The following is a 20,867-nucleotide window of genomic DNA, read 5'->3' as shown; positions in this document are numbered from 1 at the left end:
CGTCCACCGATGCCGAAGCCGGGTTCGGGCAGCCGTGACGGCTGGTTCGGGTACGGCGCGATCGGGAAGGTGCCCCGCCTCCTCGGTGAGACGTAGGAGAGAGGGAAGCGGGGCGCGCGGGCTTAAGCAGGTCCGGGATTGCGGCGCGATGAACGAAAATGAACTTTTTCAGACTTCTATGTCGCGAGGGAAGCCGGGCAGGTCGGCTTACCCCGCCCAGACTTGCGCATAGAGCATCGCCATTTCGTCGGCGTCGGGGACGCGCGGATTGTTTGCGGGCGATCCCGACGCCGCCGCCTGCGCACACATCGTCGGGACGAGCGCCTCCCAGCGCGCCGCGTCGATGCCCCACGCGGCGGGGCCCGGGACGTCGAGGTCGCGGTTGAGCGCGGCGAGTTCGTCGAGCAGGCGCGCGACCGCCGACTGGTCGCCCTCGGACGCGTCGGCGATGCCCATGGCGCGTGCGCAGTCGCCGTAACGGTGCAGCGCCGCGGGCGCCGACCAAGCGGTGACGGCGGGTAGCAGCATCGCGTTCGACAGCCCGTGCGGGACATGGAAATGCGCCCCGATCGGGCGGCTCATCCCGTGGACGAGCGCGACCGAGCTGTTCGAGAAGGCGATTCCCGCCTGCGTCGCGCCGAGCATCATCGCTTCGCGCGCCGGGGCGTCCATCGGATCGGCGCACACGCGGCGAAGATTGGGGGCGAGCGCGCGCATCGCAAGCAAGGCCATGCCGTCGCTGAACGGATTGGCGCGTTTCGACACATAGGCCTCGATGGCGTGGACGAGCGAGTCGATGCCGGTGTCGGCGGTGAGGCGCCTCGGCTTGGTGAAGGTCAGTTCATAGTCGACAAGCGCCGCGACGGGCAGATAGGCGAGGCCGGGGCAGAGCATCTTTTCGTCGGTCGCCTCGTCGGTGATGATCGTGAAGCGCGTCGCTTCCGACCCGGTGCCCGCGGTGGTCGGGATGGCAATGATCGGCAGGCCGGGTTCGTCCTGCACATGCGGCGCCTTGTAATCGGCCATCGCGCCGCCGTGACGGGCGAGCAGCGCGATCGCCTTGGCGCTGTCGAGCGGGCTGCCGCCGCCGAAGCCGATGACGCAGTCATGATCGCCGTCGCGGAGGAACGCGAGCCCCGCATCGATCGAGGCGACCGTCGGGTCGGGGACGGTGTCGGCGAAGATTCGGGCGGCGATACCCGCCTTTGCCAGTCCTTCCTCCATCTCGGCGACGCGGCCGCTGCCGGCGAGATAGGGATCGGTGACGATGAGCGGCCGCGACAGGCCGAGCGAGGTCAGCACGTCGGCCAATTGCCTCGACGCGCCGCCGCCGATGCGCAGGATGCGGGGCAGGGCGATGCTGGCAATGCTCAATCTCATTCTCCTCGACCGGACGCCGCGCGATTGCCCGGAAACGCGCGCGTGAATCCGCGCCCGCCGCGTCCGCCGTCCCTTGTTTTTCCGACGTTGGAAGAAAAAGCGCGCTTCGACAAGCGTCGGCCCCCAAGCGGCGGAGGCGCAGCCCGCGGTGCCCGAATAAGCGCTTGGGTTTGCCCGGCCGCCACCGCATAAGGGCTTCAAAACAGGGAGAGGCATGGTGGAACAGCAGCACGGGACGGACGACGGGACGGCGGGCCGGACGCAGGCGATCGAGGCCGACGAACGCTACCGGCGGCTCGTCGCGACGCGGTCGCGCTTCGCCTGGACGCTCACCGCGCTGATGCTCGTCATCTATTTCGGCTATATCCTGCTCATCGCCTTCGAACCGCAGTGGCTCGCGCGCCCGATCGGAGCGGGAGTGACCTCGATCGGCATCCCGCTGGGGATCGGCGTCATCGCCGCCGGTATCGTGCTGACGGCGCTTTATGTCCGCCGCGCCAATGCGGTGTTCGACCGCGACCTCGACGCGCTGCGCAAGGATCATGGCGCATGAGCGGCTTTCGCATCACGCGGACCGCGCTGATCCTCGTCGCGCTCGGCTGGCCCGCGATCGCCGCCGCCGATGCGCTGACCGGCCAGACCGAGCAGCAGGCGGCGAACTGGCCGGCGATCCTGATGTTCTCGGCCTTCGTGCTCGCGACGCTGGGGATCACGCGCTGGGCGGCGAGCCGGGTGCGCACCGCGTCCGATTTCTACACCGCGGGCGGCGGCATCACGGGTTTCCAAAACGGGCTGGCGATCGCGGGCGACTATATGTCGGCCGCTTCCTTCCTCGGTATTTCGGCGCAGATTTTTTCCGACGGCTATGACGGGCTGATCTATTCGACCGGCTTCCTCGTCGGCTGGCCGATCCTGCTCTTCCTGCTCGCCGAACGGCTGCGCAACCTCGGCCGCTACACCTTCGCCGACGTCGCGAGCTTTCGCTTCGCGCAGCCGCCGGTGCGCATGTTCGCGGCGTTCAGCACGCTTGCGGTGGTGCTCTTCTACCTCATCGCGCAGATGGTCGGCGCGGGGCAGCTCATCAAGCTGCTCTTCGGGCTGCCCTATGCCACCGCGGTGCTCGTCGTCGGGGTGCTGATGACCTGTTATGTGCTGTTCGGCGGCATGATCGCGACGACATGGGTCCAGATCATCAAGGCGGTGCTGCTGCTCGGCTGCGCGAGCTTCATGGCGCTCGCGGTGCTGTGGAATTTCGGCTTCTCGCCCGAGGCGCTGTTCGCGAGGGCGGTCGAGGTCAAGACGGGCCTCGCGGCCTCGGCGGGGGCGGCGCCGGCCGAGGCGGCGGCGAAGGGGCTGTCGATCATGGGCCCGGGCGGCTTCATCAAGGATCCGCTGTCGGCGATCAGCTTCGGCATGGCGCTGATGTTCGGGACCGCGGGGCTGCCGCACATCCTGATGCGTTTTTTCACCGTTCCCGACGCCCGCGAGGCGCGCAAGTCGGTGCTGTGGGCGACCGGCTGGATCGGCTATTTCTATATCCTGACCTTCATCATCGGTTTCGGGGCGATCACCTTCGTCGCCGCAAATCCCGACTATCTGATGCCCGACGGCAGCCTGAAGGGCGGGGGCAATATGGCGGCGATCCACCTTGCCGCGGCGATCGGCGGCGACCTCTTCCTCGGCATCGTCAGCGCGGTCGCCTTTGCGACGATCCTCGCGGTGGTCGCGGGGCTGACCCTATCGGGCGCCTCGGCGGTGTCGCACGACCTCTACGCCTCGGTGATCAAGCGCGGCGCCGCGCAGTCGGCCGACGAGCTCAAGGTGTCACGCGCCACCGTGCCGGTGCTGGCGCTGATCGCGATCGGGCTCGGTATCGCCTTCGAGAAGCAGAATGTCGCCTTCATGGTCAGCCTTGCCTTCGCGCTCGCGGCGTCGGGGAATTTCCCCGTGCTCGTCATGTCGCTGCTGTGGCGCGGCTGCACGACGCGCGGGGTCGTGGCGGGCGGGCTGGTCGGGGTCGCGCTGGCGCTGGTGCTCACCATCCTGTCGCCGGCGATCTGGGAGGCGGTGCTCGGCCATGCGGACGCGCCTTTCCCCTATAGTTCGCCGACGATTTTCTCGATGCCGATCGCCTTCCTGACGATCTGGCTGGTTTCGCTCGCCGACAACAGCGGTCGCGCGGCGGTCGACCGCGCGGGCTATGCCGCGCAGCGGGTTCGCGCCGAGACCGGGATCGGCGCGGCGGGGGCCTCGGGGCACTGAAGGCGCCGCCGCGGCGGCCGAGCAGTCGCGGTTCTGCCGCAACCTTTTTTGGGCGCATATTGTCCGTTCCGGGACACGCTGCGTCACAACGGGCTTGCGTTAATGCGTCCTTCATGATTCACTCGGGCGATAAGATAATGGGGTCGGCGTCCGCCGATGGTTTCGCAGCGAGCGGGGACTAGATATGAGACATCACGCCCGGCCGGGCGCGACGACGCCTGTTGTGCGTCGTCCAGTGGCGCACGAGGGGCGGCGCCGCGGCCGCGCGCGCGTCCGTTTACACTTGGTTAGTAAACTTGATTTCGACTCGTGAACCACTATTCCCGAACCGTGCAAGGCGATCCCGATAATTACATCAGCCTCCTGTCGGCCGCGCAAATCGAAACGCTGCGGCATGTTTTCGAGCACAAAAATTCCAAGGAAATCGCCCGGCTGATGGACGTGTCGCCGCACACGGTCGACGAGCGCGTGCGGCGGGCCCTAAAAAAACTCAACGTTTCCAATCGCGTGGATGCCGCAACGATATTGGCTCGTAACGGTGTCTTCGACAATGTTACCCCCTATCAGCCTTTGACATATCAACCATCCGACCTAGCCGACGATGCCGCCACCGACGATGCGGACCGGGGGCAAGGTTCGGTCTGGCAGCTGCTCAACATCGGTCTGCCATTTCCCACCAGGTCCCAGCCGACCAATCGGCACGGGTTGATGGAAAGGATTATCTGGCCAATCCTGATCGCATTCGCGACGATTTTGGCCTTCTCCGCCCTCTATTCGATCCTTGTCGGACTTGGTCGGGTTCTAAGCTGACCGAATGCTGCGGGGGGGTCCTCAGCATTCTCTTTCAAGGACCAGGACAATGCTGAACGAACGAGTTTCCGCAGCGAAGAAGATCGCCTCCGAACTGCATCACGCCGAGGATGCCATCGACGAAACGATGATCCGCATCGCCCAGCTGGCCGCGACGCTGCCCACCGTGCGCCGCGACATCAACATGTCGGCGATCGTCGGCCAGGAAGCGATGGCGAAGGTCGCCAATGCCCTCGCCGCCGCCGGCGAGGTCCGCCAGCTGCTGACCGACGCGCATCTGGCGCTGACCGCGACGCAGAAGCAGGTCGGGCTCGGAACGCGCATGTTCGGCGCCGGGGTGAAGCCGCCCGCCGCGTCGCTCGTCGAGCAGGGGAGCAACGACGGGGCGGACCGGCTGGCGCACGCCGGCTGATCCGACCCCGGAAGGTTGACGAATATCATGTGGACCGTGGCGGTCTATTATTCCGTCCTGCTGATCACGATCGTCGTCGCGGTGAGGCGCGGCGGCATCTTCGAACGCTGGGCGGCCTATACCGCGCTGATCGCCTCGGTCTGCACCACCATCATGTCACCTGCTCCGCTTTGGACGGACATCGAAATCAACATCTTCATCATCGACCTTGTCGTTCTGGCAAGTTTCTGGTTCATCGCATTGAAAACCGATCGTTTCTGGCCCTACTGGATCACCGGCTGGCAATTGATCGCGATTCTCGGGCACGTCCAGAAGCTGATGTTTTCGGAGATATTGGCGCGCCCCTATGCGCTGCTTTCGATGTACATATCCTACCCGATCCTGTTCGTGATCATCTACGCGGCGGGATCGGCGAAGCGGAGGGGTGACGTGCGGGCGACGGCTTGACCTCGCCCTCCAAGGGTCATCACATGCAGCAATTTTCGAACCAGGAAATGGCCGAAATCCGGTCGCGGATCGATCAGATACAGGAAATGCTGACCGGGTCGGGGGGTATCCAGCCCGCGGCGGCGGCGCAGCCCGACCGTATCGACGGCATCCGCACGCCCCTCGACGCGTCCGAAGCGGCGCTGATCGACCAGATTTCGTTCAGCATCCAGATGCGGCGCGCGCGCAAGGGCCATTTCGGCAGCAGCCAGCTGTCGGGACCGACCTGGGACATGATGCTCGACCTGATGCTGGCGAAGACCAACGGCCGCGAACTGAGCGCGAGCGATCTGGCGACGGGGGCGGGGGTTCCGCTGTCGTCAGGGCTGCGCATGATCGCGGTCCTCGAACAGGCGGGGCTTGCCGAGCGCTTCACCGACACGCGCGACCGGCGCCGGTCGATCGTTCGCCTGACCGATCATGGCAGCGCGAGCATGGCGAGCTATTTCGCAAAGATGAGCCAGGCGTGGGCGAACCGCCACCGCCGGGCGATGTGAGCCCCTCCCGGTCGGGATGCGGCGGCTGGTCCTCCCCGGCCGCCGCGCCCGGCCATCGCGCGGTGCGCAGCGCTATTCGGTGATTTCGCGCAGCATCCGGTCGACCCTGGCCATCGCGCCCGCCTTGATCTGGCACACCCGCGCCGCGCTGACGTCGAGCGTCAGCCCGATCTCCTGCAGATTGAGTTCTTCGAAGAAATAGAGCTGCAGCACGAGCTGTTCGCGTTCGGGGAGCCGCGCGATGCATGCGCCGAGCGCTTCGAGCAGATCGTCCTGCTCCATCCGCGCGTCGGTGCCCTCGCTGTCGTCGGCGAACAGGAAGCTGCCGTCGTCGACCATCGCGTCGAGCGAGGTCGAGCGGCCGTAGGTCGCGCTGCGTTCGAGCGCGAAATATTCCTCGGGGGTCATTTCGAAAGCGGCGGCCATCTCGGCGGTCGTCGGCGCGCGCATCAGATGCTGTTCGAGCGCGGCGCGCACCGATGCGATGCGCCGCGTCGCGACCATCGCCGAGCGGCCGACGTCGGCCTCGCGGCGCAGCTGGTCGATCATCGCACCGCGGATGCGCGTCGAGGCGTATGTGGCGAAGGCATAGCCGCGATCCTCATAGTGGCGGCTGGCCTCGATCAGCGCGATCAGTCCGGTCTGGACCAGATCGTCGAGGTCGCTCGTCCGCGACAGCCGCGAAAAGACCTGCCAGGCGATCTTGCGGACCAGCGGCGCATATTCGTCGATCAGCTGTTCGGCGCTTGCCCCATAGCCCTGCGGCGAGGCCGCGCGCGCCGCGGCGCCTGCGAAATGTTCGGCAGGCTCAATTTTCATGATGATGGTCCTTCATCTGGTCGGCGTCGCCGCCGGCGAGGCGGGGCACTTCGGCGCCGATCGTCGCGACGATCTCGGTCGCCTTGGTCGGCGGAATTTCGAGGTAGGAAATGACCGCGACGTCGGGGAAGGTCGCGCGCACGAGGCGCGACAGCGGCGGGCGGCAGATCGGCGAGGCGACGAGCGCGAAGCTGCGCGTCTGGAGGAGCAGCGGCTCGACCGCCTGGCCGATCTGTTCGATGATCTTCATCGCCATGCCGTGCTCGAACGGCCATTCGGCGCCCGGATTGGCGCGCACCGCCTGATTGAGCAGCATCTCGATCTCGGGGCTGAAGGTGACGACGGGGAGCGGCATGCGGCTGGGCACGATCGTCTGGACGATCAGCGCGCCGATGCGCTGGCGCACGGCCTCGACCAGATCGGTTTCGCCGAGCTGCTGCCCCGAGACCGCGACCATCGCCTCGGCGATCTTGCGGAAATCGCGCAGCGGCACGCGTTCGATCAGCAGCGCCTTGCACAGGCTGGCGACGCGCGGCAGCGGATAGCCGCCGGGCGTCAGGCTGGCCGCGAGCTGCGGATAATGCGCCTTCAGATGCTCGACCAGCGCCTGTGCATCGTCGATGCCGAACAGTTCGGCGGCCGACCCTACGATGCTGTTGTTGAGGTGGGTGGCGACGACGGTCGCGGGGTCGACGACGGTGTAGCCCGCCGCGATCGCGTCGGCCTGCGCCGCACGCGGGATCCACAGCGCGTCGAGCCCGAAGGTCGGGTCCTTGCACGGCCGGCCGGCGACCTTGGTGACGATGTCGCCCGAGTCGAGTGCGAGCATCTCGTTGGGGAATACTTCGTCCTCGCCGACGATCACGCCGGCGACCGAAATGCGATAGACGTTGCCGGGCAGCGACAGGTCGTCGCTGACCTTGACCGCGGGGATGACGAAGCCGAGCTCCTTCGACAGCTGGCGGCGGATTCCGGTGATGCGGCCCATCAGCGGAGCGCCCTTGCGTTCGTCGACGAGGCTGACCAGCGCATAGCCGATCTCGAGCTGGCACGCGCTGGCGTCGCTCACATCGGCCCATTCGATATGGTGCGGATCGGCGGCCGGCGCGCTCGCTTCGGGTATGGCGGCGGCGTTCGCCGCGGCGGCGCGGCGGAGCTGCCAGCCCATCGCGAACGACAGCGCGGCGGCGGGCAGGATCAGCATCTGCGGCATCGCCGGAACCATGCCGAGGATGAACAGGATGCCGCCGACCGCGAACCAGATGTGCGGCGAGGCGAATTGCGAGCCGATCTGACCCGACAGGTCGAGCGGCGAATTGACGCGGGTGACGATCGACGCGGCGGCGATCGACAGCAGCAGCGCCGGGATCTGCGCAACGAGCGCGTCGCCGATCGCGAGCGTGACATAGGTACTGCCGGCTTCGGAGAAGCTCAGCCCGTGGCTGAAGACGCCGAGGATCAGCCCGCCGATGATGTTGACGAACAGGATCAGGAGCCCGGCGACCGCGTCGCCCTTCACGAATTTGGAGGCGCCGTCCATCGAGCCGTAGAAATCGGCTTCGGTCGCGACTTCCTGGCGGCGCGCCTTGGCTTCGTCGGGGGTGAGCAGGCCGGCGTTGAGGTCGGCGTCGATCGCCATCTGCTTGCCCGGCAGCGCGTCGAGGGTGAAGCGCGCCGACACTTCGGACACGCGCCCCGCGCCCTTGGTGATCACGACCATGTTGATGATCATCAGCACGACGAAGACGAACAGGCCGACGACATAGTCGCCGCCGATCAGCACCTGCCCGAAGGCTTCGATGACATGGCCCGCCGCATGCGTGCCCTCGTGTCCGTGGACCAGCACGACGCGCGTCGAGGCGACGTTGAGGGCGAGGCGGAAGAGGGTGGTGAGCAGCAGCACGGTCGGAAAGGCCGAGAAGTCGAGCGGCTTCGCCGCCGACAGCGCGACCATCAGCACCGCAAGGCTGATCATGATGTTGGCGATGAAGCTGACGTCGAGGATGAGCGGCGATACCGGGATCACCATCAGCGCGACGAGGATCAGCATCCCGGCGGGGAGCGCGGCAGCGCCCGCAAAACGGCCGACCCGGTTCGCGTTCAGCGAAGCGCTCATGCGGCGCCTCCGAGCGAAGCGAGGCGCTGATAGGCCTGGGCGGCGAAGCCCATCGACAATTTCCTGGGCATCGGCTGGATATCCATCATCGGCAGCGGCGGACGGCCGCCATCCTGCGTTCCGCTCGCGCTCGCCATCCGCATGCTCCATCCGGGGGCGGGCGGGGGGCCGAAGCCGCCCGGCAGAAGGCCGGGTTCGCCGCCTTCGTCGAGCTTGGCGCGGAAGCGTTCGCGAATGTCGTTCAGGCTGCGCATGCTGCCGTCGGAGGCATAGAAGACCGAGCGGTTGGCGGCGGCCGCCTCGGGCATCATCGTCGCGCCGGGCTGGTCGGGATCGGCCGCCCAGGCGGACAGGAAGCGCACCGCGCCCCCCGAGCCCAGAAAGTGCGCGAGATAGAGGTCGACGGGTTCGGCGGCGCGGCCGGTCCGGCTTTCGACATAGGCGCGATTGTCGGCGGTGAAGGCTGCCGCCATGCTCGCCGAGGCGGCGGGGTCGTTGCGCAGGTCGAAAATCTGCTGGCGCAGCGCCGGGTCGGCGATCGACAGGCGGCCCGCGGCGTCGCGGCCGATCGCGTCGGCGGCCCAGCCGAGGCCGTGATCGGCGCCGTGCCGGTCGAGGGTCGCAAGCCAGGTCGATTTGGTGAACTGGTAAAGCCCGCGCGCCGACGAGGTCGGCGCCTTGGCGGTCGGATCGAAGCGGCTTTCGACGCGCGCGACGTCGACCAGATAGTCGAAATCGATCCCGGTGCGCGCCGACGCATCCTGCACCGCCGTCATGACGGGCGAGGCGATGCCCTGACCGGGCGCGGCGTTGTTGATCGTCGTCATGGCTTTTGGTTCCGCTGCATTCGGGAGACCAAAAGCAATCATCATGCCATTCGCTGAAAATGGCCGGTTATCGGTGTGTTATCAGTAGGAGAGCGCGATCCCGCCCGATTGCGATCCGCGGATCGCATGGTTTCTGTCAATCCTCTGACGTGTCCAGTCCTTGAGGATGTTGACGCGGATCGCCGCGGCTTCGAGCTTGCGCAGCACGCGTTCGATCAGCAGGCGCGCATGCTCCTCGCGGCCACCCGGAACCCGGCTGCCCTGGAACAGGATCACCGCGGTCGCGAGCGCTTCGGTCGCGGCGATGATCGCGCCGGCGTCGTGCCCGTCGAGCGCCGCGACCAGCGCGTCGAGCTGGACCTGCACATCTTCCATCGGCGTCGGCATCAGGCCTTGCCGCCGCTATAATGCTGGAGCATCGCCCGCGCCGTGGCGCCGGGGTCGAGCTGGTAGCGCCCTTCGGCGATCGCGCTGCGGATCGCGGCGACGCGCGCGCCGTCGACCGGTGCCGGCTGGCTGGCGATATCGGACGCAAGACCGATCAGGCTCGCGGCCGCGACCGGGTCGGCGGGTTTCGCCTGCGCGGGGGCCGGCGCCGGGCCGGCAGCGTGGCCGGACAGGCGGCGCACGGCGCCGATGCGCACGACATTGCTGACCTGAAGGCCGATCTTGCCGTCTCCCGTCATGTCCGCCTCCTTGTCCTTGCGTCGGAAAATCGACGCTGCGTTCGAGGGCTATAACGGACCGGCAAAGCGGGGATTAAGGCGCGGCCTCGGAAAAAATCAAAGAAAAGGCCCGCCGGCGTCGGAAAACCGACAGCGGGCGGGCCGGGGCAAGCGCGAAAAGCCGCGTCAGTCGGCGAGACGGGCGCGACCGGGGCCGGTGACGATGGCGCTCAGGCTGCTCTTGGCGTCGCTGCCGCGCAGCGCGATCAGGTCGCCGACGCGGCCGTCCTGCGTCGCGGTGGCCGAATAGCTGATCGCGAAGCTGGCGGTATCGATCGTGACGCGGACATTGTCGCCGCGGCGGATAACGGGTGCGGCGGCGGCGGGCTTGGCGACGAAACCGCCGCCGGCGGCGGCGTTCGCGGGGCCGCTCATCGGTACGCGCAGCCGCCAGCCGAGCGACGAGCAGCGGACCGCGAGGGTCTGCGCATCGATCGCGGTGACCGACGCCTGTTCGGGGCAGCGCGCGAGCCGGATGCGGCGGTCGATCGGGGTGGCGGTGCGGCCCATCGTGCTCGCCACCATCTGGGTGAGCAGGTCGATCGTTTGCCAGTCCTCGAGGGGAAGCTGGCCGGGGGCCTCGGCGGGTGCCATCATGGCAAGTGCGGCGACACCCAGGGCAAGATTGCGGTTCATGACCCATCTCCTTCGGTCCAAAATGGTCGCCCGCCTGATTGCAGGATGTGTGCCAGTCGCGCTTTGCCGCGCTTTTGCGGGTGCGCGCGGGACGAGGCGTCAAAAATCTGACCCCCGCCGCGCACCAGCTGTCGGTGCTTTGGCAGATGCATATTCAAGATACTGAAAATCATCAGAAAAACGAATTTGGCACGCCCATTGCATTTTGCCTTGGTGTTTCCGCGCGTCTGCGCCGGCCGGTGCCGGACGGGACCGCCCAAACAAGGCCCGTCGTCGGCAGGACGACAAGCGAAGGAATGGTACGATGGCATCCGACAAGCTCTTTGGCATCCACGCCACCGCGCTTCAGCTGCGCAGCCAGCGCATGATGATGCTGGCGTCGAACATCGCCAACGCCGCGACGCCCCATTACAAGGCGCGCGACCTCGACTTTTCGAAAGCGCTCGACCTCGCGCAGCAGGGCGGGTCGATGGAGGGCGCGGTCGCGTATCGCGTTCCCGTTCAGGCGTCGCTCGACGGCAACACCGTCGAGATGGCGACCGAGCAGACGGCCTTCGCCGAAAACGCGCTCGCCTATCGTTCGAGCCTGTCCTTCCTGTCGGGGCGCGTCAACACGCTGACCCGCGCGCTGAAGGGCGAATGACGATGAACGGCAATTTCTCGGTCTTCGACATCAGCGGCCGCGCGATGTCGGCGCAGCTCGTCCGGCTCAACACCACCGCGTCGAACCTTGCCAATGCGGGAACCGTCGCGGGCAGCGAGACCGGCGCCTATCGCTCGATGAAGCCGGTGTTCCGCACCGTGATGGACGATCATGGCCGGGCGACGGTGCAGATCGATCAGGTCACGACGACCAAGGCCGCGCCGTCGAAACGGCACGACCCCAACAACCCGCTGGCCGACAAGGACGGCAACGTCTGGGAGGCCGCGGTCGATAGCGCCGCCGAGCTGGTCGAGATGGTCGAGACCGCGCGCCAGTATCAGAACAATGTCCAGGTCCTCGAAACCGCGAAGGGCCTGATCAACGAAACTCTCAGGATGGGACAATAAGATGGCCGTCAGCAGCGTCACCAACAACAGCAATGTCGTGCTTCAGCCCAAGGGCAGCGCGAACCAGATGGGGCAGGGTGATTTCCTGCGCCTGATGACCGCGCAGCTGAGCCAGCAGGACCCGTTCAACCCGGTCGATAACCAGGCGATGGTCGCGCAGATGGCGCAATTTTCGAGCCTCGCCGGGATTACCGAGACCAACACCACGCTTCAGCAGATTTCGGAGCAGCTCAAGGCGCAGACCGACCTGCTCAAGGACATCAAGGCGGCCACTCCGGCGCCGACCACCACCCAGACCACCACGCAGGAGGGATAATCCCATGTCGTTCTATACCTCGCTTTCGGGCCTCAAGGGCGCGCAGACCGAAATGTCGGTCGTCTCGAACAATATCGCCAACGCCGGATCGATCGGCTTCAAGCGCAGCAAGGCGCAGTTCGGCGACATCTTTGCCGCGTCGCCGAACCAGTCGACCAAGATGATCGCGGGGCAGGGCACGCGCCTCAACGGCATCACCCAGCAATTCACGCAGGGGTCGTATGAATCGAGCGAGAAGACGTTCGACATGGCGATCGTCGGCGACGGCATGTTCGTCGTGAAGGGCGAGCCGCCGCGCAACCAGGTCACCTACACGCGCAACGGCTCCTTCTCGCCGCTCGAGGACGGCCGCGTGATCGATTCGACCGGTGCGACGCTGCAGCTGCTGCCCGTCGACGCCGCGGGCAACGTCACCAGCCGCGACCTTGGCGCGACGCAGGATTTCGTGGTGCCACAGCACGCGCCGGGCAATCCCGACGCGGCGCTCGTCAACATCTCGATCGGGCTCGACGGGCTTGCCACCGCAACCTTCGCCGACGGGTCGGACCAGACGCTCGGCAAGATTGCGATGGCGACCTTTCCCGCGATGGAGGGGCTGCGCCCCGTCGGCGACGCGCATTGGCAGTCGACCGGCGAAAGCGGTCCGCCGACGATCGACGCCGCGACCAACGGCCCGATGGGATCGATCCGCTCGGGCGCGCTCGAGCGCTCGAACGTCGACATCACCGAGGAGCTGGTGATGCTGATCGCCGCGCAGCGCAATTTCCAGGCGAACGCCAAGGCGATCGAGGGTGCGTCGGCGCTGACCCAGACGATCATCGGCCTGCGCTGACCCCGACCGACTAACCGCCCGCCGGAAGGATTCCCATGGACCGCGTCATCTATACCAGCCTCACCGCGATGCGCGGCAGCATGGCCCGGCAGACGGCGATCGCGAACAACCTCGCGAACGCCCAGACGCCGGGGTTCCGCGCCGACCTGGCCGAGGCGCAGACGCTGTGGCTGGATGGCAATGGCATCGGCGGCCGCGCCGTGTCGTCGGAGGAAGTCGTCGGCGCCGACATGCGCGCCGGCACGATCACCGCGACCGGCCGTGACCTCGACATCGCGATGGCGGGCGACGCGATGCTCGTCGTCCAGGCCCCGAACGGCGAGGAGGCCTATACCCGCCGCGGCGACCTCCAGATTTCGCCGAGCGGGCTGCTGACCACGGGCGATGGCAACCCGGTGCAGGGGCAGCAGGGACCCGTCACGATCCCGCCCGCCGATTCGATCAAGATCGACCAGGAAGGCCACGTCTTCGTCGTTCCCGCAGGCGGCGACCCCGAGAACCCGCTCGAAGTCGACCGGCTGCGGCTTGCGACGACCACCGGGTCGGACGTGGTCAAGGGGCTCGACAATCTGTTTCGCGTGCGGAACGGCGGGATCCTGCCCGACGATCCCGAAGCGCGCGTCATCACCCGCTCGATCGAGGGCTCGAACGTCACCGCGACGGTCGCCCTCGTCGACATGATCGAGGCCAGCAAGGCCTGGGATTCGCAACTCAAGCTGATCGAGGACGCGCGCGACATGGACAGCGCGACCGCCAACCTGATGCAGCTGCCCCGTTAAGGAGATACGATAATGAGCTATGGTGCCTTGCACGTCGCGCGGACCGGTCTGGATGCCCAGGGCTTCCGGATGCAGGTGATCGCGAACAACCTCGCCAACGTGAACACCACGGGCTTCAAGCGCGACCGCGCCAATTTCGAGACGCTGGGGTACCAGATCATGACGCAGGCGGGGGCGCCCTCGTCGGCGGAAAACCGCTATGCGACCGGGCTCAACCTCGGCACCGGGGTCGAGCTGGCGGGCACGTCGCGCATGGATACGCAGGGGACGCTGCAGACGACGGGCAACGCGCTCGACATCGCGATCGAGGGCGCGGGCTATTTTCAGGTCCAGATGCCCGACGGGCGTATCGGTTACACGCGCGCGGGCAATTTCAACCGCGCGGCCGACGGCACGATGATCACCGCCGACGGCAAGCCGCTCCAGCCGCAAATCCAGATCCCCGAGGATGCCACGGGCATCTCGATCGGGGCCGACGGCACCGTATCGGCGCAGGTCGCGGGGCAGGCCGATGCGACCGAACTCGGCCGGATCGAGGTCGCGCGCTTCGCCAATCCTTCGGGATTGCAGGCGATCGGCGACAATATCCTGGTCGAGACGGCTTCGTCGGGCGCGCCGCTGGTCGGCGCGGCGGGCGAGGAAGGCCGCGGCACTCTGCGCGGCGGGATGCTCGAAGGATCGAACGTCAATGTCGTCGAGGAGCTGGTCGACATGATCGAGACGCAGCGCGCCTATGAGGTCAATTCGAAGATGATCCAGGCCACCGACGAGATGCTGAAAAATGCCACGCAGACGCTCTGACGCGATCGCGGGCGCCGTCCTTCTGCTGGCCGTCGCGCTGCCCGGCGCGGCGCAGGCCAAGAAGGACAAGGTCGCCCCCGACGCCTTTTCGGTCACATTGCCCGAACCGGTGCCCCCGGCACCGCCGGCGAACGGCTCGATCTTTCAGGGCGGCTATGTGCCGCTGACTTCGGGCGCGCGCGCGGGGCAGGTCGGCGACATTTTGACCATCCAGCTCGTCGAGCGCACGATGGCGGCCAAGAGCAACAGCGCGGGGACGACGCGCGACGGCAATATCGGCCTGACCCCGCCGACGACCGGCCCGCTGTCGCTGTTCGACCCGAGCGACGTCGCGATGGGCGGCGGATCGCAGTTCAAGGGCAAGGGCGAGGCGACGCAGTCGAACACGCTGTCGGGGGAAGTCACCGTCACCGTCGCTGCCGTCTATCCGAACGGCACGATGCTGGTGAAGGGCGAGAAGCTGCTCACCCTCAACCGCGGCGACGAGCGCGTCCAGATCGCCGGGATCGTCCGGTCGGCCGACATCGGCCCCGACAACCGGGTGCTGTCGACGCGCGTCGCCAACGCCCACATCCGCTACGTCGGCAAGGGCGAGATCGCCCGCGCCAGCCAGCAGGGCTGGCTCCAGCGCTTCTTCTCGATCATCAGCCCGTTCTAAGAGGGATCCTATCGTGCGCCAGCGTCACGCTCTTCTCACCTTCCTCGCGCTCCTGATCGCCAGCTTCGCCCTGTCGGCGCCCGCGGCGGCGCAGCGCATCAAGGACATGGGCCAGTTCCAGGGCCTGCGCGCCAACCAGCTCACCGGCTACGGCATCGTCGTCGGGCTCGCGGGGACCGGCGACGACAGCCTCGATTATTCGACGCTGGGCATGAAGGGCGCGGTGCAGCGTTTCGGGCTGACCTTGCCGCCGGGGGTGAACCCGGCGCTCAAAAATGCCGCGGCGGTGATGGTGACGGCCGAACTGCCGCCTTTCGCCAAGCCCGGCCAGCGGCTCGACGTCACAGTGTCGGCGATCGGCAAGGCCAAGAGCCTGCGCGGCGGCACGCTGGTGCTCGCGCCGCTTTATGGCGCCGACGGCCAGATCTATGCGATGGTGCAGGGCAACCTCGTCATCGGCGGGCTGGGCGTCGATGCCGCCGACGGGTCGAAACTGACCGTGAACGTCCCCTCGAGCGGGCGTATCGCCAATGGCGCGACCGTCGAGCGTGCGGTCGATACCGGTTTTGCGACGGGCGACTGGCTGACCTTCAACCTTCACCAGTTCGACGCGACCAACGCCAAGCGCGTCACCGACGCGATCAACGCCGCGGTGCCGGGCAGCGCGTCGATGATCGACGGCGCGAGCATCGCGATCCGCACCGCGGGCAACGGCGACGAACGCATGCGGCTGATCTCGCAGATCGAAAACCTTGGCGTCCAGCGCGCCGAGCCGCCGGCGAAGGTCATCGTCAACGCGCGCACCGGCACGGTGGTGATCAACGGCGCGGTCCGCGTCGGGACCGCCGCGGTGTCGCAGGGCAAGCTCACCGTCTCGATCAAGGAATCGCCGATGGTCGTCCAGCCCGCGCCGTTCAGCCGCGGCCAGACCGCGGTCGAACAGTCGAGCAATGTCGAGGTGACCGAGGAATATCGTCCGATGATGGCGGTCAAGCCGACCGCCTCGCTGTCCGAGCTCGTCGATGCGATCAACCGCATGGGCGTCCCCCCCGGCGACCTTGTCGCCATCCTCGAGGCGCTGAGCCAGGCCGGCGCGCTCACAGCCGAACTGGTGATCATATGACGACACCCATTTCTTCGATCGGCGCGGCCCCGGCCCCGGCCGGCGGCGGCGACGGCGGGCTGCGCAAGGCGGCCGAGGCGTTCGAGGCGGTGATCCTGCGCCAGCTGATGGCGTCGATGCGCCAGGCGAAGCTGGGCGACGACATCTTCGGGTCGAGCGCGACCGACAATTTCCGCGAAATGGCCGACGCCAAGACCGCCGACACGATGGCCTCGCTCGGCCAGTTCGGGATCGCGGCGCTGGTCGAGGCGCAGTTCCGCGGCCGGGCGTCAAGCCTTGGCGGAGGCCCGCAATGAGCGACCTCTTGAGCATCGGCTACAGCGGGCTGCGCGCCTATTCGCGCGCGATGTCGACCGTGGGCGACAATATCGCCAACGCCCAGACCGTCGGTTATGCGCGGCGCACGCTGGCGCTGCGCGAAATGGCGAGCGGGACCGAATCGGCGCTTGTCGGCCGCAACGTCAGCGGCGGCGGGGTCACGATCGGCGGGCTCGATCGCTCGGTGGACAAATGGCTGATCGACGATGCGCGCGTTTCGGCGGGCGACGCCGATCGCGCCGCGACGCGGCTGTCGTGGATGACCCGCGTCGAAGGCGCGCTCAGCGACGACAGCAACGGCATATCGACCAACCTCACCAAATTGTTCACCACCGCCGACCAGCTTACCGCCGACCCGAACAACCCGACCTTGCGCGCGCAATTCCTTCAGTCGGCGGCCGACATCGCGACGGGTTTCCGCGACAGTGCGGGGCAGCTTTCGGGCATGGCCGACGGCATTTCGGGCGCGGCGCAATCGTCGGTGAGCGAGCTCAACGCCAATCTCGACGCGCTCGAGGGGATCAACGCCGGCCTGCGCAAGGCGCGTCCGGGGTCGACCAACGAGGCGAGCCTGCTCGACGAGCGCGACCGGCTGGTGGGTGCGATCTCGTCGCAGATGGCCGTGACGCCGAGCTACGACGACAAGGGCACGGTGACGCTGCGCGCGACGTCGTCGGGCGACACGCTCGTCGGCGGCGGAACGGTCACACATGTCGCGGTCACCGCCGCGGCCGACGGCCGGCTGAGTTTCTCGGCCGGCGGCGCTGCGATCGATCCGGGGTCGGGCAATCTGGCCGGGCTCGGGCAGGCGGCGGACCATGTCGCCGATCAGCGCGCCGGGCTCGACGCCGCGGCGGCGCAGTTCGCGGGCCAGCTCAACGCGGCGCATCAGGCGGGCATCGATGCGAACGGCAATGCCGGGCAGCCGCTGTTCGCCGGCACGACCGCCGCGACGCTCACCGCGACGCCGCTGTCGGCCGATCAGGTCGCGGCCGCCAACGCGAGCGGGAGCAACGGCAATATGCTCGCCTTCGGGGCAATGCGCGGCGCGAACGATCCCGAAGCCGCCTGGTCGGGCCGGCTCGCCATGCAGGCGCAGGCGACCGCCTCGGCGCGCGCGCAGGAAGCGGCGGCGTGGACGCGCGCCGACGGTGCTGCTGCCGCGCGCGACAGCGTGAGCGGGGTCGATCTGGACCGCGAGGCGGCCGACCTGCTGCGTTTCCAGCAGGCCTATTCGGCGGCGGCGCGCACGATCCAGGTCGCGCGCGAAACGATGCAAGCGCTGCTGAGCGCGATTTAAGGAAGGGACCGCGCGATGATCAACGCCGTCGGGAACCGCATGACGCGCGAAATCGCGCGCCAGGCGAAACTGGCCGACCAGCTCGAACGCCTGCAGGTGCAGATTTCGAGCGGCAAACGGCTCCAGCGCGCCTCGGACGACCCGGTCGCCGCACGGCGCATCGCGACGATCGGCAAGACGCAGGCGAGCGCCGCGACATGGGCCGCCAACGTCAAGACCGCCGAATCGCGGGTCGCGCAGGCCGACACGGCGCTGGGATCGGTCGGCAATCTGCTCGTCCGCGCGCGCGAGTTGACGCTGTCGGCGGCCAGCAGCACGACCAACCCGGCCGACCGCGCGAGCATCGCGGCCGAGCTGGCGGGGATCGCCGACGAGATCCACGGTTTTGCCGCGACGCGCGACGCGAATGGCGAGCCGCTGTTCGCGGCGGGCAGCGCGCGTCAGGTGCGCTTCGACGCCGACGTCAGCTTTGCGCCGGTGCCGTCGGCGAGCGACGTCTTTGTGATGGGGGGCAACAGCCTGTCGACCGGGCTGCGCGATGCCGCTGCGGCCGTGGCCTCGGGGGATCAGGCGGCGATCGGCAGTGCGCTGACCGCCTTGTCCGACGGGGTTTCGCACGTCGCCGACCAGCGCGGCGCGATGGGCCTGTCGGCGGGGCGGCTCGAACGCATCGGCGACAGCCTGAAGGCGCGCGGCATCGAGCTTTCGGACGAACGCTCGGCGGTCGAAGACACCGACCTGTCGGTCGCGATCGCGCAGCTCAACGCGCAGGATATCACGCTCCAGGCAGCGCAGGCGGCCTTTGCGCGCATCAACCGGCAGACACTGTTCGATATTTTGGGCTGATCGCCCTCAATCTTTCGCCGCCGCTGCCGTTAATCATCAAGACGTCCCGTTTTGCCGGGGGTGAAACCCCCGACTGGAGTAGACCTGCATGTTTCCCGTTGTCGGCATCATCGTCCTGCTGCTGCTGGTTTTCGGGGGCTTCGCGCTGACCGGCGGCAATCTCGAACCGGTGCTGCACGCGTTGCCGCACGAGATGCTGATCATCGGCGGCGCCGCGGTCGGATCGCTGATCATCGGCAATTCGGGCAAGGAACTGAAAGCGCTCGGCGGCGGCTTTGCCAAGGTGTTCAAGGGGCCGACGTACAAGAAGGCCGATTATCTCGACTGCATCCTGCTCGTCTCGACGCTGATGAAGATGATGCGCACCGAGGGGCCGGTCGCGGTCGAACCGCATATCGAGGATCCCGCGAATTCGCCGATCTTCCAGCAATATCCGCGGCTCGCCAAGGACCAGACGCTCGTCCACCTGATCTGCGACACGCTGCGCCTCGTCGTCGTGTCGTCGGGTACGCTCGACCCGCATGCGGTCGAGGAGGTGATGGACAGCGCGCTCAAGAACCACCACCATCATGCGATCAAACCCGCCGACGGCCTGCAGAGCCTCGCCGACGCGCTGCCCGCGCTGGGCATCGTCGCGGCGGTGCTCGGTGTCGTCAAGACGATGGGGTCGATCGACCAGCCGCCCGAGGTGCTCGGCGCGATGATCGGGTCGGCGCTCGTCGGCACCTTCCTCGGCGTGCTGCTCGCCTATGGTCTCGTCGGCCCCTTCGCGACGCGCGCACGCGCGGTGATCGAAAGCGACGCCGCCATCTATCACACGGTCAAGCAGCTGATCATCGCCTCGCTCCACGGCCATCCGCAGCCGCTGGTCATCGAAGCCGCGCGCTCGGGGGTCGACCATGACAACCAGCCGAGCTTTGCCGAGGTGTTCGACGGGATGCGGGGCCGCTGATGGCTGCGCGTCCGAATACGCCGCTCCGCCCGATCATCGTCAAGAAGGTCATCCAGGAAGCGCATGGCGGCCATCACGGCGGCGCGTGGAAGGTCGCCTATGCCGACTTCGTGACCGCGATGATGGCGTTCTTCCTGCTGATGTGGCTGCTCGGCGCGACGACCGAGAAACAGCGCAAGGCGCTCGCCGACTATTTCGCGCCGACGATCGTCCAGACGAAGCAGGACACCGCGGGTTCGACCGGGCTGTTCGGCGGAGAGTCGCTGGTCGCCGTCGACAAATATCCGCACGAGGCGGGGCAGACCGGCACCAAGGCGATGACGATCCCGCGCGACGCGACCGGCGGCCCGCGCGAGGCGATGGGGCGCGACCGCGAGCGCGCGAAGTTCCAGGCGCTCGCCAAGGCGCTGATGGTGCGGATGGAAGCCAAGGCCGAACTGCGCCGGCTCGCGCCCAACGTCCGCTTTACCGAAACGCGCGAAGGGCTGCGCATCGACATCGTCGACGATGCCGACTTTGCGATGTTCGCGATCGGCACCAATCAGCTGACCCCGCCCGCGAACCGCCTGTTCGGCGAGATCGCGTCGCTCGTCGCCGACGTGCCCAACCAGCTGATGATCCGCGGCCACACCGACGCGGCGCCCTGGTCGGCGAAGGCAGGGACGAACAACTGGCGCCTGTCGGTCGAGCGCGCCGAAGTCTCGCGCCAGTATCTCGAGTTTCGCGGCATCGCCGCCGACCGCTTTTCGCGCATCGAAGGGGTCGCCGATCGCGAACCCTACGTCCCGTCGAACCGATTCGACCCGCGCAACCGGCGCATCTCGATCACCCTCGGCTGGGACGATTAGTGCCAATCTGGCAGCATTGTCATCGTTAACGACGTGATTGCGCAGGCAATGCTGCCAATCTGGCAATAACTCTT

At 67.5% G+C, this 20,867-nt stretch carries 26 protein-coding genes; 19 read left to right on the top strand and 7 right to left on the bottom strand.

Annotated elements, in window-relative coordinates:
* Positions 1 to 207 precede the first annotated feature (207 nt).
* Positions 208 to 1,380 carry an iron-containing alcohol dehydrogenase gene (locus EAO27_RS11020; RefSeq protein ID WP_242769428.1) on the bottom strand — a complete coding sequence of 391 codons (1,173 nt, stop codon included), beginning with the start codon at positions 1,378 to 1,380 and terminating at the stop codon, positions 208 to 210.
* A 214-nt stretch (positions 1,381 to 1,594) separates the two neighbouring features.
* Between EAO27_RS11020 and EAO27_RS11015 the strand changes: the two genes are divergently transcribed.
* From EAO27_RS11015 to EAO27_RS10990, 6 genes are all read left to right on the top strand, one after another.
* Positions 1,595 to 1,933 carry a DUF485 domain-containing protein gene (locus EAO27_RS11015; protein ID WP_242769426.1) on the top strand — a complete coding sequence of 113 codons (339 nt, stop codon included), beginning with the start codon at positions 1,595 to 1,597 and terminating at the stop codon, positions 1,931 to 1,933.
* Positions 1,930 to 3,642 (top strand): cation acetate symporter, encoded by a 1,713-nt coding sequence (locus EAO27_RS11010; protein WP_242769424.1) that lies wholly within the window; start codon positions 1,930 to 1,932, stop codon positions 3,640 to 3,642. Before EAO27_RS11015 ends, EAO27_RS11010 begins: the two co-directional genes overlap by 4 nt.
* 309 nt (positions 3,643 to 3,951) lie before the next feature.
* On the top strand, positions 3,952 to 4,452 hold the full coding sequence (locus EAO27_RS11005; protein ID WP_242769422.1) for a helix-turn-helix transcriptional regulator: 501 nt from the start codon (positions 3,952 to 3,954) through the stop codon (positions 4,450 to 4,452).
* A 49-nt stretch (positions 4,453 to 4,501) separates the two neighbouring features.
* Positions 4,502 to 4,864, top strand: a complete 363-nt coding sequence (locus tag EAO27_RS11000; protein WP_242769420.1) for a hypothetical protein — start codon at positions 4,502 to 4,504, stop codon at positions 4,862 to 4,864.
* A gap of 15 nt (positions 4,865 to 4,879) precedes the next feature.
* On the top strand, positions 4,880 to 5,311 hold the full coding sequence (locus EAO27_RS10995) for a hypothetical protein (protein ID WP_242769418.1): 432 nt from the start codon (positions 4,880 to 4,882) through the stop codon (positions 5,309 to 5,311).
* A 23-nt stretch (positions 5,312 to 5,334) separates the two neighbouring features.
* On the top strand, positions 5,335 to 5,847 hold the full coding sequence (locus EAO27_RS10990; protein ID WP_242769415.1) for a winged helix DNA-binding protein: 513 nt from the start codon (positions 5,335 to 5,337) through the stop codon (positions 5,845 to 5,847).
* Positions 5,848 to 5,919: 72 nt separating this feature from the next.
* On the opposite strand, the gene EAO27_RS10985 is transcribed toward EAO27_RS10990, so the two are convergent.
* The 6 genes from EAO27_RS10985 to EAO27_RS10960 form a co-directional block, all read right to left on the bottom strand.
* Complete coding sequence (locus EAO27_RS10985; RefSeq protein ID WP_242769412.1) at positions 5,920 to 6,666, bottom strand: FliA/WhiG family RNA polymerase sigma factor; 747 nt, start codon at positions 6,664 to 6,666, stop codon at positions 5,920 to 5,922.
* Positions 6,656 to 8,782 carry a flagellar biosynthesis protein FlhA gene (gene flhA, locus EAO27_RS10980; RefSeq protein ID WP_278190090.1) on the bottom strand — a complete coding sequence of 709 codons (2,127 nt, stop codon included), beginning with the start codon at positions 8,780 to 8,782 and terminating at the stop codon, positions 6,656 to 6,658. The genes EAO27_RS10985 and flhA overlap by 11 nt, the downstream gene beginning before the upstream one ends.
* Positions 8,779 to 9,609, bottom strand: coding sequence for a transglycosylase SLT domain-containing protein (locus EAO27_RS10975; protein WP_242769409.1), 831 nt, complete (start codon positions 9,607 to 9,609; stop codon positions 8,779 to 8,781). The genes flhA and EAO27_RS10975 overlap by 4 nt, the downstream gene beginning before the upstream one ends.
* An 81-nt stretch (positions 9,610 to 9,690) precedes the next feature.
* A complete protein-coding gene (locus tag EAO27_RS10970; protein ID WP_242769406.1) occupies positions 9,691 to 9,996 on the bottom strand; it encodes a hypothetical protein in 306 nt (101 codons plus the stop codon).
* On the bottom strand, positions 9,996 to 10,295 hold the full coding sequence (gene flgM, locus EAO27_RS10965) for a flagellar biosynthesis anti-sigma factor FlgM (protein WP_242769403.1): 300 nt from the start codon (positions 10,293 to 10,295) through the stop codon (positions 9,996 to 9,998). Before flgM ends, EAO27_RS10970 begins: the two co-directional genes overlap by 1 nt.
* A 165-nt stretch (positions 10,296 to 10,460) precedes the next feature.
* Positions 10,461 to 10,970 carry a flagella basal body P-ring formation protein FlgA gene (locus EAO27_RS10960; protein WP_242769400.1) on the bottom strand — a complete coding sequence of 170 codons (510 nt, stop codon included), beginning with the start codon at positions 10,968 to 10,970 and terminating at the stop codon, positions 10,461 to 10,463.
* 304 nt (positions 10,971 to 11,274) lie between these two features.
* Between EAO27_RS10960 and EAO27_RS10955 the strand changes: the two genes are divergently transcribed.
* The 13 genes from EAO27_RS10955 to EAO27_RS10895 all read left to right on the top strand — a co-directional run bounded on the left by EAO27_RS10955 (position 11,275) and on the right by EAO27_RS10895 (position 20,793).
* Entirely contained in the window at positions 11,275 to 11,613 is a 339-nt protein-coding gene (locus EAO27_RS10955; RefSeq protein ID WP_242769397.1) for a flagellar basal body protein, read from the top strand.
* Positions 11,610 to 12,020, top strand: a complete 411-nt coding sequence (flgC, locus tag EAO27_RS10950; RefSeq protein WP_242769394.1) for a flagellar basal body rod protein FlgC — start codon at positions 11,610 to 11,612, stop codon at positions 12,018 to 12,020. Before EAO27_RS10955 ends, flgC begins: the two co-directional genes overlap by 4 nt.
* Before the next feature lies 1 nt (position 12,021).
* Positions 12,022 to 12,336, top strand: coding sequence for a flagellar hook capping FlgD N-terminal domain-containing protein (locus tag EAO27_RS10945; RefSeq protein WP_242769392.1), 315 nt, complete (start codon positions 12,022 to 12,024; stop codon positions 12,334 to 12,336).
* A gap of 4 nt (positions 12,337 to 12,340) precedes the next feature.
* Positions 12,341 to 13,168, top strand: coding sequence for a flagellar hook-basal body complex protein (locus EAO27_RS10940; protein WP_242769389.1), 828 nt, complete (start codon positions 12,341 to 12,343; stop codon positions 13,166 to 13,168).
* Between the two features lie 35 nt (positions 13,169 to 13,203).
* Positions 13,204 to 13,947, top strand: a complete 744-nt coding sequence (flgF, locus tag EAO27_RS10935) for a flagellar basal body rod protein FlgF (protein WP_242769387.1) — start codon at positions 13,204 to 13,206, stop codon at positions 13,945 to 13,947.
* Between the two features lie 12 nt (positions 13,948 to 13,959).
* Entirely contained in the window at positions 13,960 to 14,748 is a 789-nt protein-coding gene (flgG, locus tag EAO27_RS10930; protein ID WP_242769384.1) for a flagellar basal-body rod protein FlgG, read from the top strand.
* Positions 14,729 to 15,406, top strand: coding sequence for a flagellar basal body L-ring protein FlgH (locus EAO27_RS10925; RefSeq protein ID WP_242769381.1), 678 nt, complete (start codon positions 14,729 to 14,731; stop codon positions 15,404 to 15,406). The genes flgG and EAO27_RS10925 overlap by 20 nt, the downstream gene beginning before the upstream one ends.
* A gap of 52 nt (positions 15,407 to 15,458) precedes the next feature.
* Positions 15,459 to 16,529 (top strand): flagellar basal body P-ring protein FlgI, encoded by a 1,071-nt coding sequence (locus EAO27_RS10920; RefSeq protein ID WP_242780554.1) that lies wholly within the window; start codon positions 15,459 to 15,461, stop codon positions 16,527 to 16,529.
* Positions 16,526 to 16,825: a rod-binding protein gene (locus EAO27_RS10915; protein ID WP_242769378.1), complete on the top strand. Its 300-nt coding sequence runs from the start codon at positions 16,526 to 16,528 to the stop codon at positions 16,823 to 16,825. The genes EAO27_RS10920 and EAO27_RS10915 overlap by 4 nt, the downstream gene beginning before the upstream one ends.
* On the top strand, positions 16,822 to 18,147 hold the full coding sequence (gene flgK / locus EAO27_RS10910) for a flagellar hook-associated protein FlgK (RefSeq protein ID WP_242769375.1): 1,326 nt from the start codon (positions 16,822 to 16,824) through the stop codon (positions 18,145 to 18,147). Before EAO27_RS10915 ends, flgK begins: the two co-directional genes overlap by 4 nt.
* Positions 18,148 to 18,162: 15 nt before the next feature.
* Positions 18,163 to 18,993 carry a flagellin gene (locus EAO27_RS10905; protein ID WP_242769372.1) on the top strand — a complete coding sequence of 277 codons (831 nt, stop codon included), beginning with the start codon at positions 18,163 to 18,165 and terminating at the stop codon, positions 18,991 to 18,993.
* 88 nt (positions 18,994 to 19,081) lie between these two features.
* Positions 19,082 to 19,945 (top strand): flagellar motor stator protein MotA, encoded by an 864-nt coding sequence (motA, locus tag EAO27_RS10900; protein ID WP_242769369.1) that lies wholly within the window; start codon positions 19,082 to 19,084, stop codon positions 19,943 to 19,945.
* Positions 19,945 to 20,793, top strand: a complete 849-nt coding sequence (locus EAO27_RS10895; protein ID WP_242769366.1) for a flagellar motor protein MotB — start codon at positions 19,945 to 19,947, stop codon at positions 20,791 to 20,793. Before motA ends, EAO27_RS10895 begins: the two co-directional genes overlap by 1 nt.
* Positions 20,794 to 20,867: the final 74 nt, after the last annotated feature.

The organism is Sphingopyxis sp. YF1, from assembly GCF_022701295.1.
Lineage (GTDB): Bacteria > Pseudomonadota > Alphaproteobacteria > Sphingomonadales > Sphingomonadaceae > Sphingopyxis.
Note: the sequence above shows the minus strand (reverse complement) of the source record. Positions and strands in the feature narration are given on the sequence as shown.

Excerpts from the sequence above, each read along its gene's own strand:
- EAO27_RS11020 (WP_242769428.1), bottom strand. The coding sequence starts at position 1,380 with ATGAGATTGAGCATTGCCAGCATCGCCCTGCCCCGCATCCTGCGCATC.
- EAO27_RS11015 (WP_242769426.1), top strand. The coding sequence starts at position 1,595 with ATGGTGGAACAGCAGCACGGGACGGACGACGGGACGGCGGGCCGGACG.
- EAO27_RS11010 (WP_242769424.1), top strand. The coding sequence starts at position 1,930 with ATGAGCGGCTTTCGCATCACGCGGACCGCGCTGATCCTCGTCGCGCTC.
- EAO27_RS11000 (WP_242769420.1), top strand. The coding sequence starts at position 4,502 with ATGCTGAACGAACGAGTTTCCGCAGCGAAGAAGATCGCCTCCGAACTG.
- EAO27_RS10990 (WP_242769415.1), top strand. The coding sequence starts at position 5,335 with ATGCAGCAATTTTCGAACCAGGAAATGGCCGAAATCCGGTCGCGGATC.
- EAO27_RS10985 (WP_242769412.1), bottom strand. The coding sequence starts at position 6,666 with ATGAAAATTGAGCCTGCCGAACATTTCGCAGGCGCCGCGGCGCGCGCG.
- flhA (WP_278190090.1), bottom strand. The coding sequence starts at position 8,782 with ATGAGCGCTTCGCTGAACGCGAACCGGGTCGGCCGTTTTGCGGGCGCT.
- EAO27_RS10975 (WP_242769409.1), bottom strand. The coding sequence starts at position 9,609 with ATGACGACGATCAACAACGCCGCGCCCGGTCAGGGCATCGCCTCGCCC.
- EAO27_RS10970 (WP_242769406.1), bottom strand. The coding sequence starts at position 9,996 with ATGCCGACGCCGATGGAAGATGTGCAGGTCCAGCTCGACGCGCTGGTC.
- flgM (WP_242769403.1), bottom strand. The coding sequence starts at position 10,295 with ATGACGGGAGACGGCAAGATCGGCCTTCAGGTCAGCAATGTCGTGCGC.
- EAO27_RS10960 (WP_242769400.1), bottom strand. The coding sequence starts at position 10,970 with ATGAACCGCAATCTTGCCCTGGGTGTCGCCGCACTTGCCATGATGGCA.
- EAO27_RS10955 (WP_242769397.1), top strand. The coding sequence starts at position 11,275 with ATGGCATCCGACAAGCTCTTTGGCATCCACGCCACCGCGCTTCAGCTG.
- flgC (WP_242769394.1), top strand. The coding sequence starts at position 11,610 with ATGACGATGAACGGCAATTTCTCGGTCTTCGACATCAGCGGCCGCGCG.
- EAO27_RS10945 (WP_242769392.1), top strand. The coding sequence starts at position 12,022 with ATGGCCGTCAGCAGCGTCACCAACAACAGCAATGTCGTGCTTCAGCCC.
- EAO27_RS10940 (WP_242769389.1), top strand. The coding sequence starts at position 12,341 with ATGTCGTTCTATACCTCGCTTTCGGGCCTCAAGGGCGCGCAGACCGAA.
- flgF (WP_242769387.1), top strand. The coding sequence starts at position 13,204 with ATGGACCGCGTCATCTATACCAGCCTCACCGCGATGCGCGGCAGCATG.
- flgG (WP_242769384.1), top strand. The coding sequence starts at position 13,960 with ATGAGCTATGGTGCCTTGCACGTCGCGCGGACCGGTCTGGATGCCCAG.
- EAO27_RS10925 (WP_242769381.1), top strand. The coding sequence starts at position 14,729 with ATGCCACGCAGACGCTCTGACGCGATCGCGGGCGCCGTCCTTCTGCTG.
- EAO27_RS10915 (WP_242769378.1), top strand. The coding sequence starts at position 16,526 with ATGACGACACCCATTTCTTCGATCGGCGCGGCCCCGGCCCCGGCCGGC.
- flgK (WP_242769375.1), top strand. The coding sequence starts at position 16,822 with ATGAGCGACCTCTTGAGCATCGGCTACAGCGGGCTGCGCGCCTATTCG.
- EAO27_RS10905 (WP_242769372.1), top strand. The coding sequence starts at position 18,163 with ATGATCAACGCCGTCGGGAACCGCATGACGCGCGAAATCGCGCGCCAG.
- motA (WP_242769369.1), top strand. The coding sequence starts at position 19,082 with ATGTTTCCCGTTGTCGGCATCATCGTCCTGCTGCTGCTGGTTTTCGGG.
- EAO27_RS10895 (WP_242769366.1), top strand. The coding sequence starts at position 19,945 with ATGGCTGCGCGTCCGAATACGCCGCTCCGCCCGATCATCGTCAAGAAG.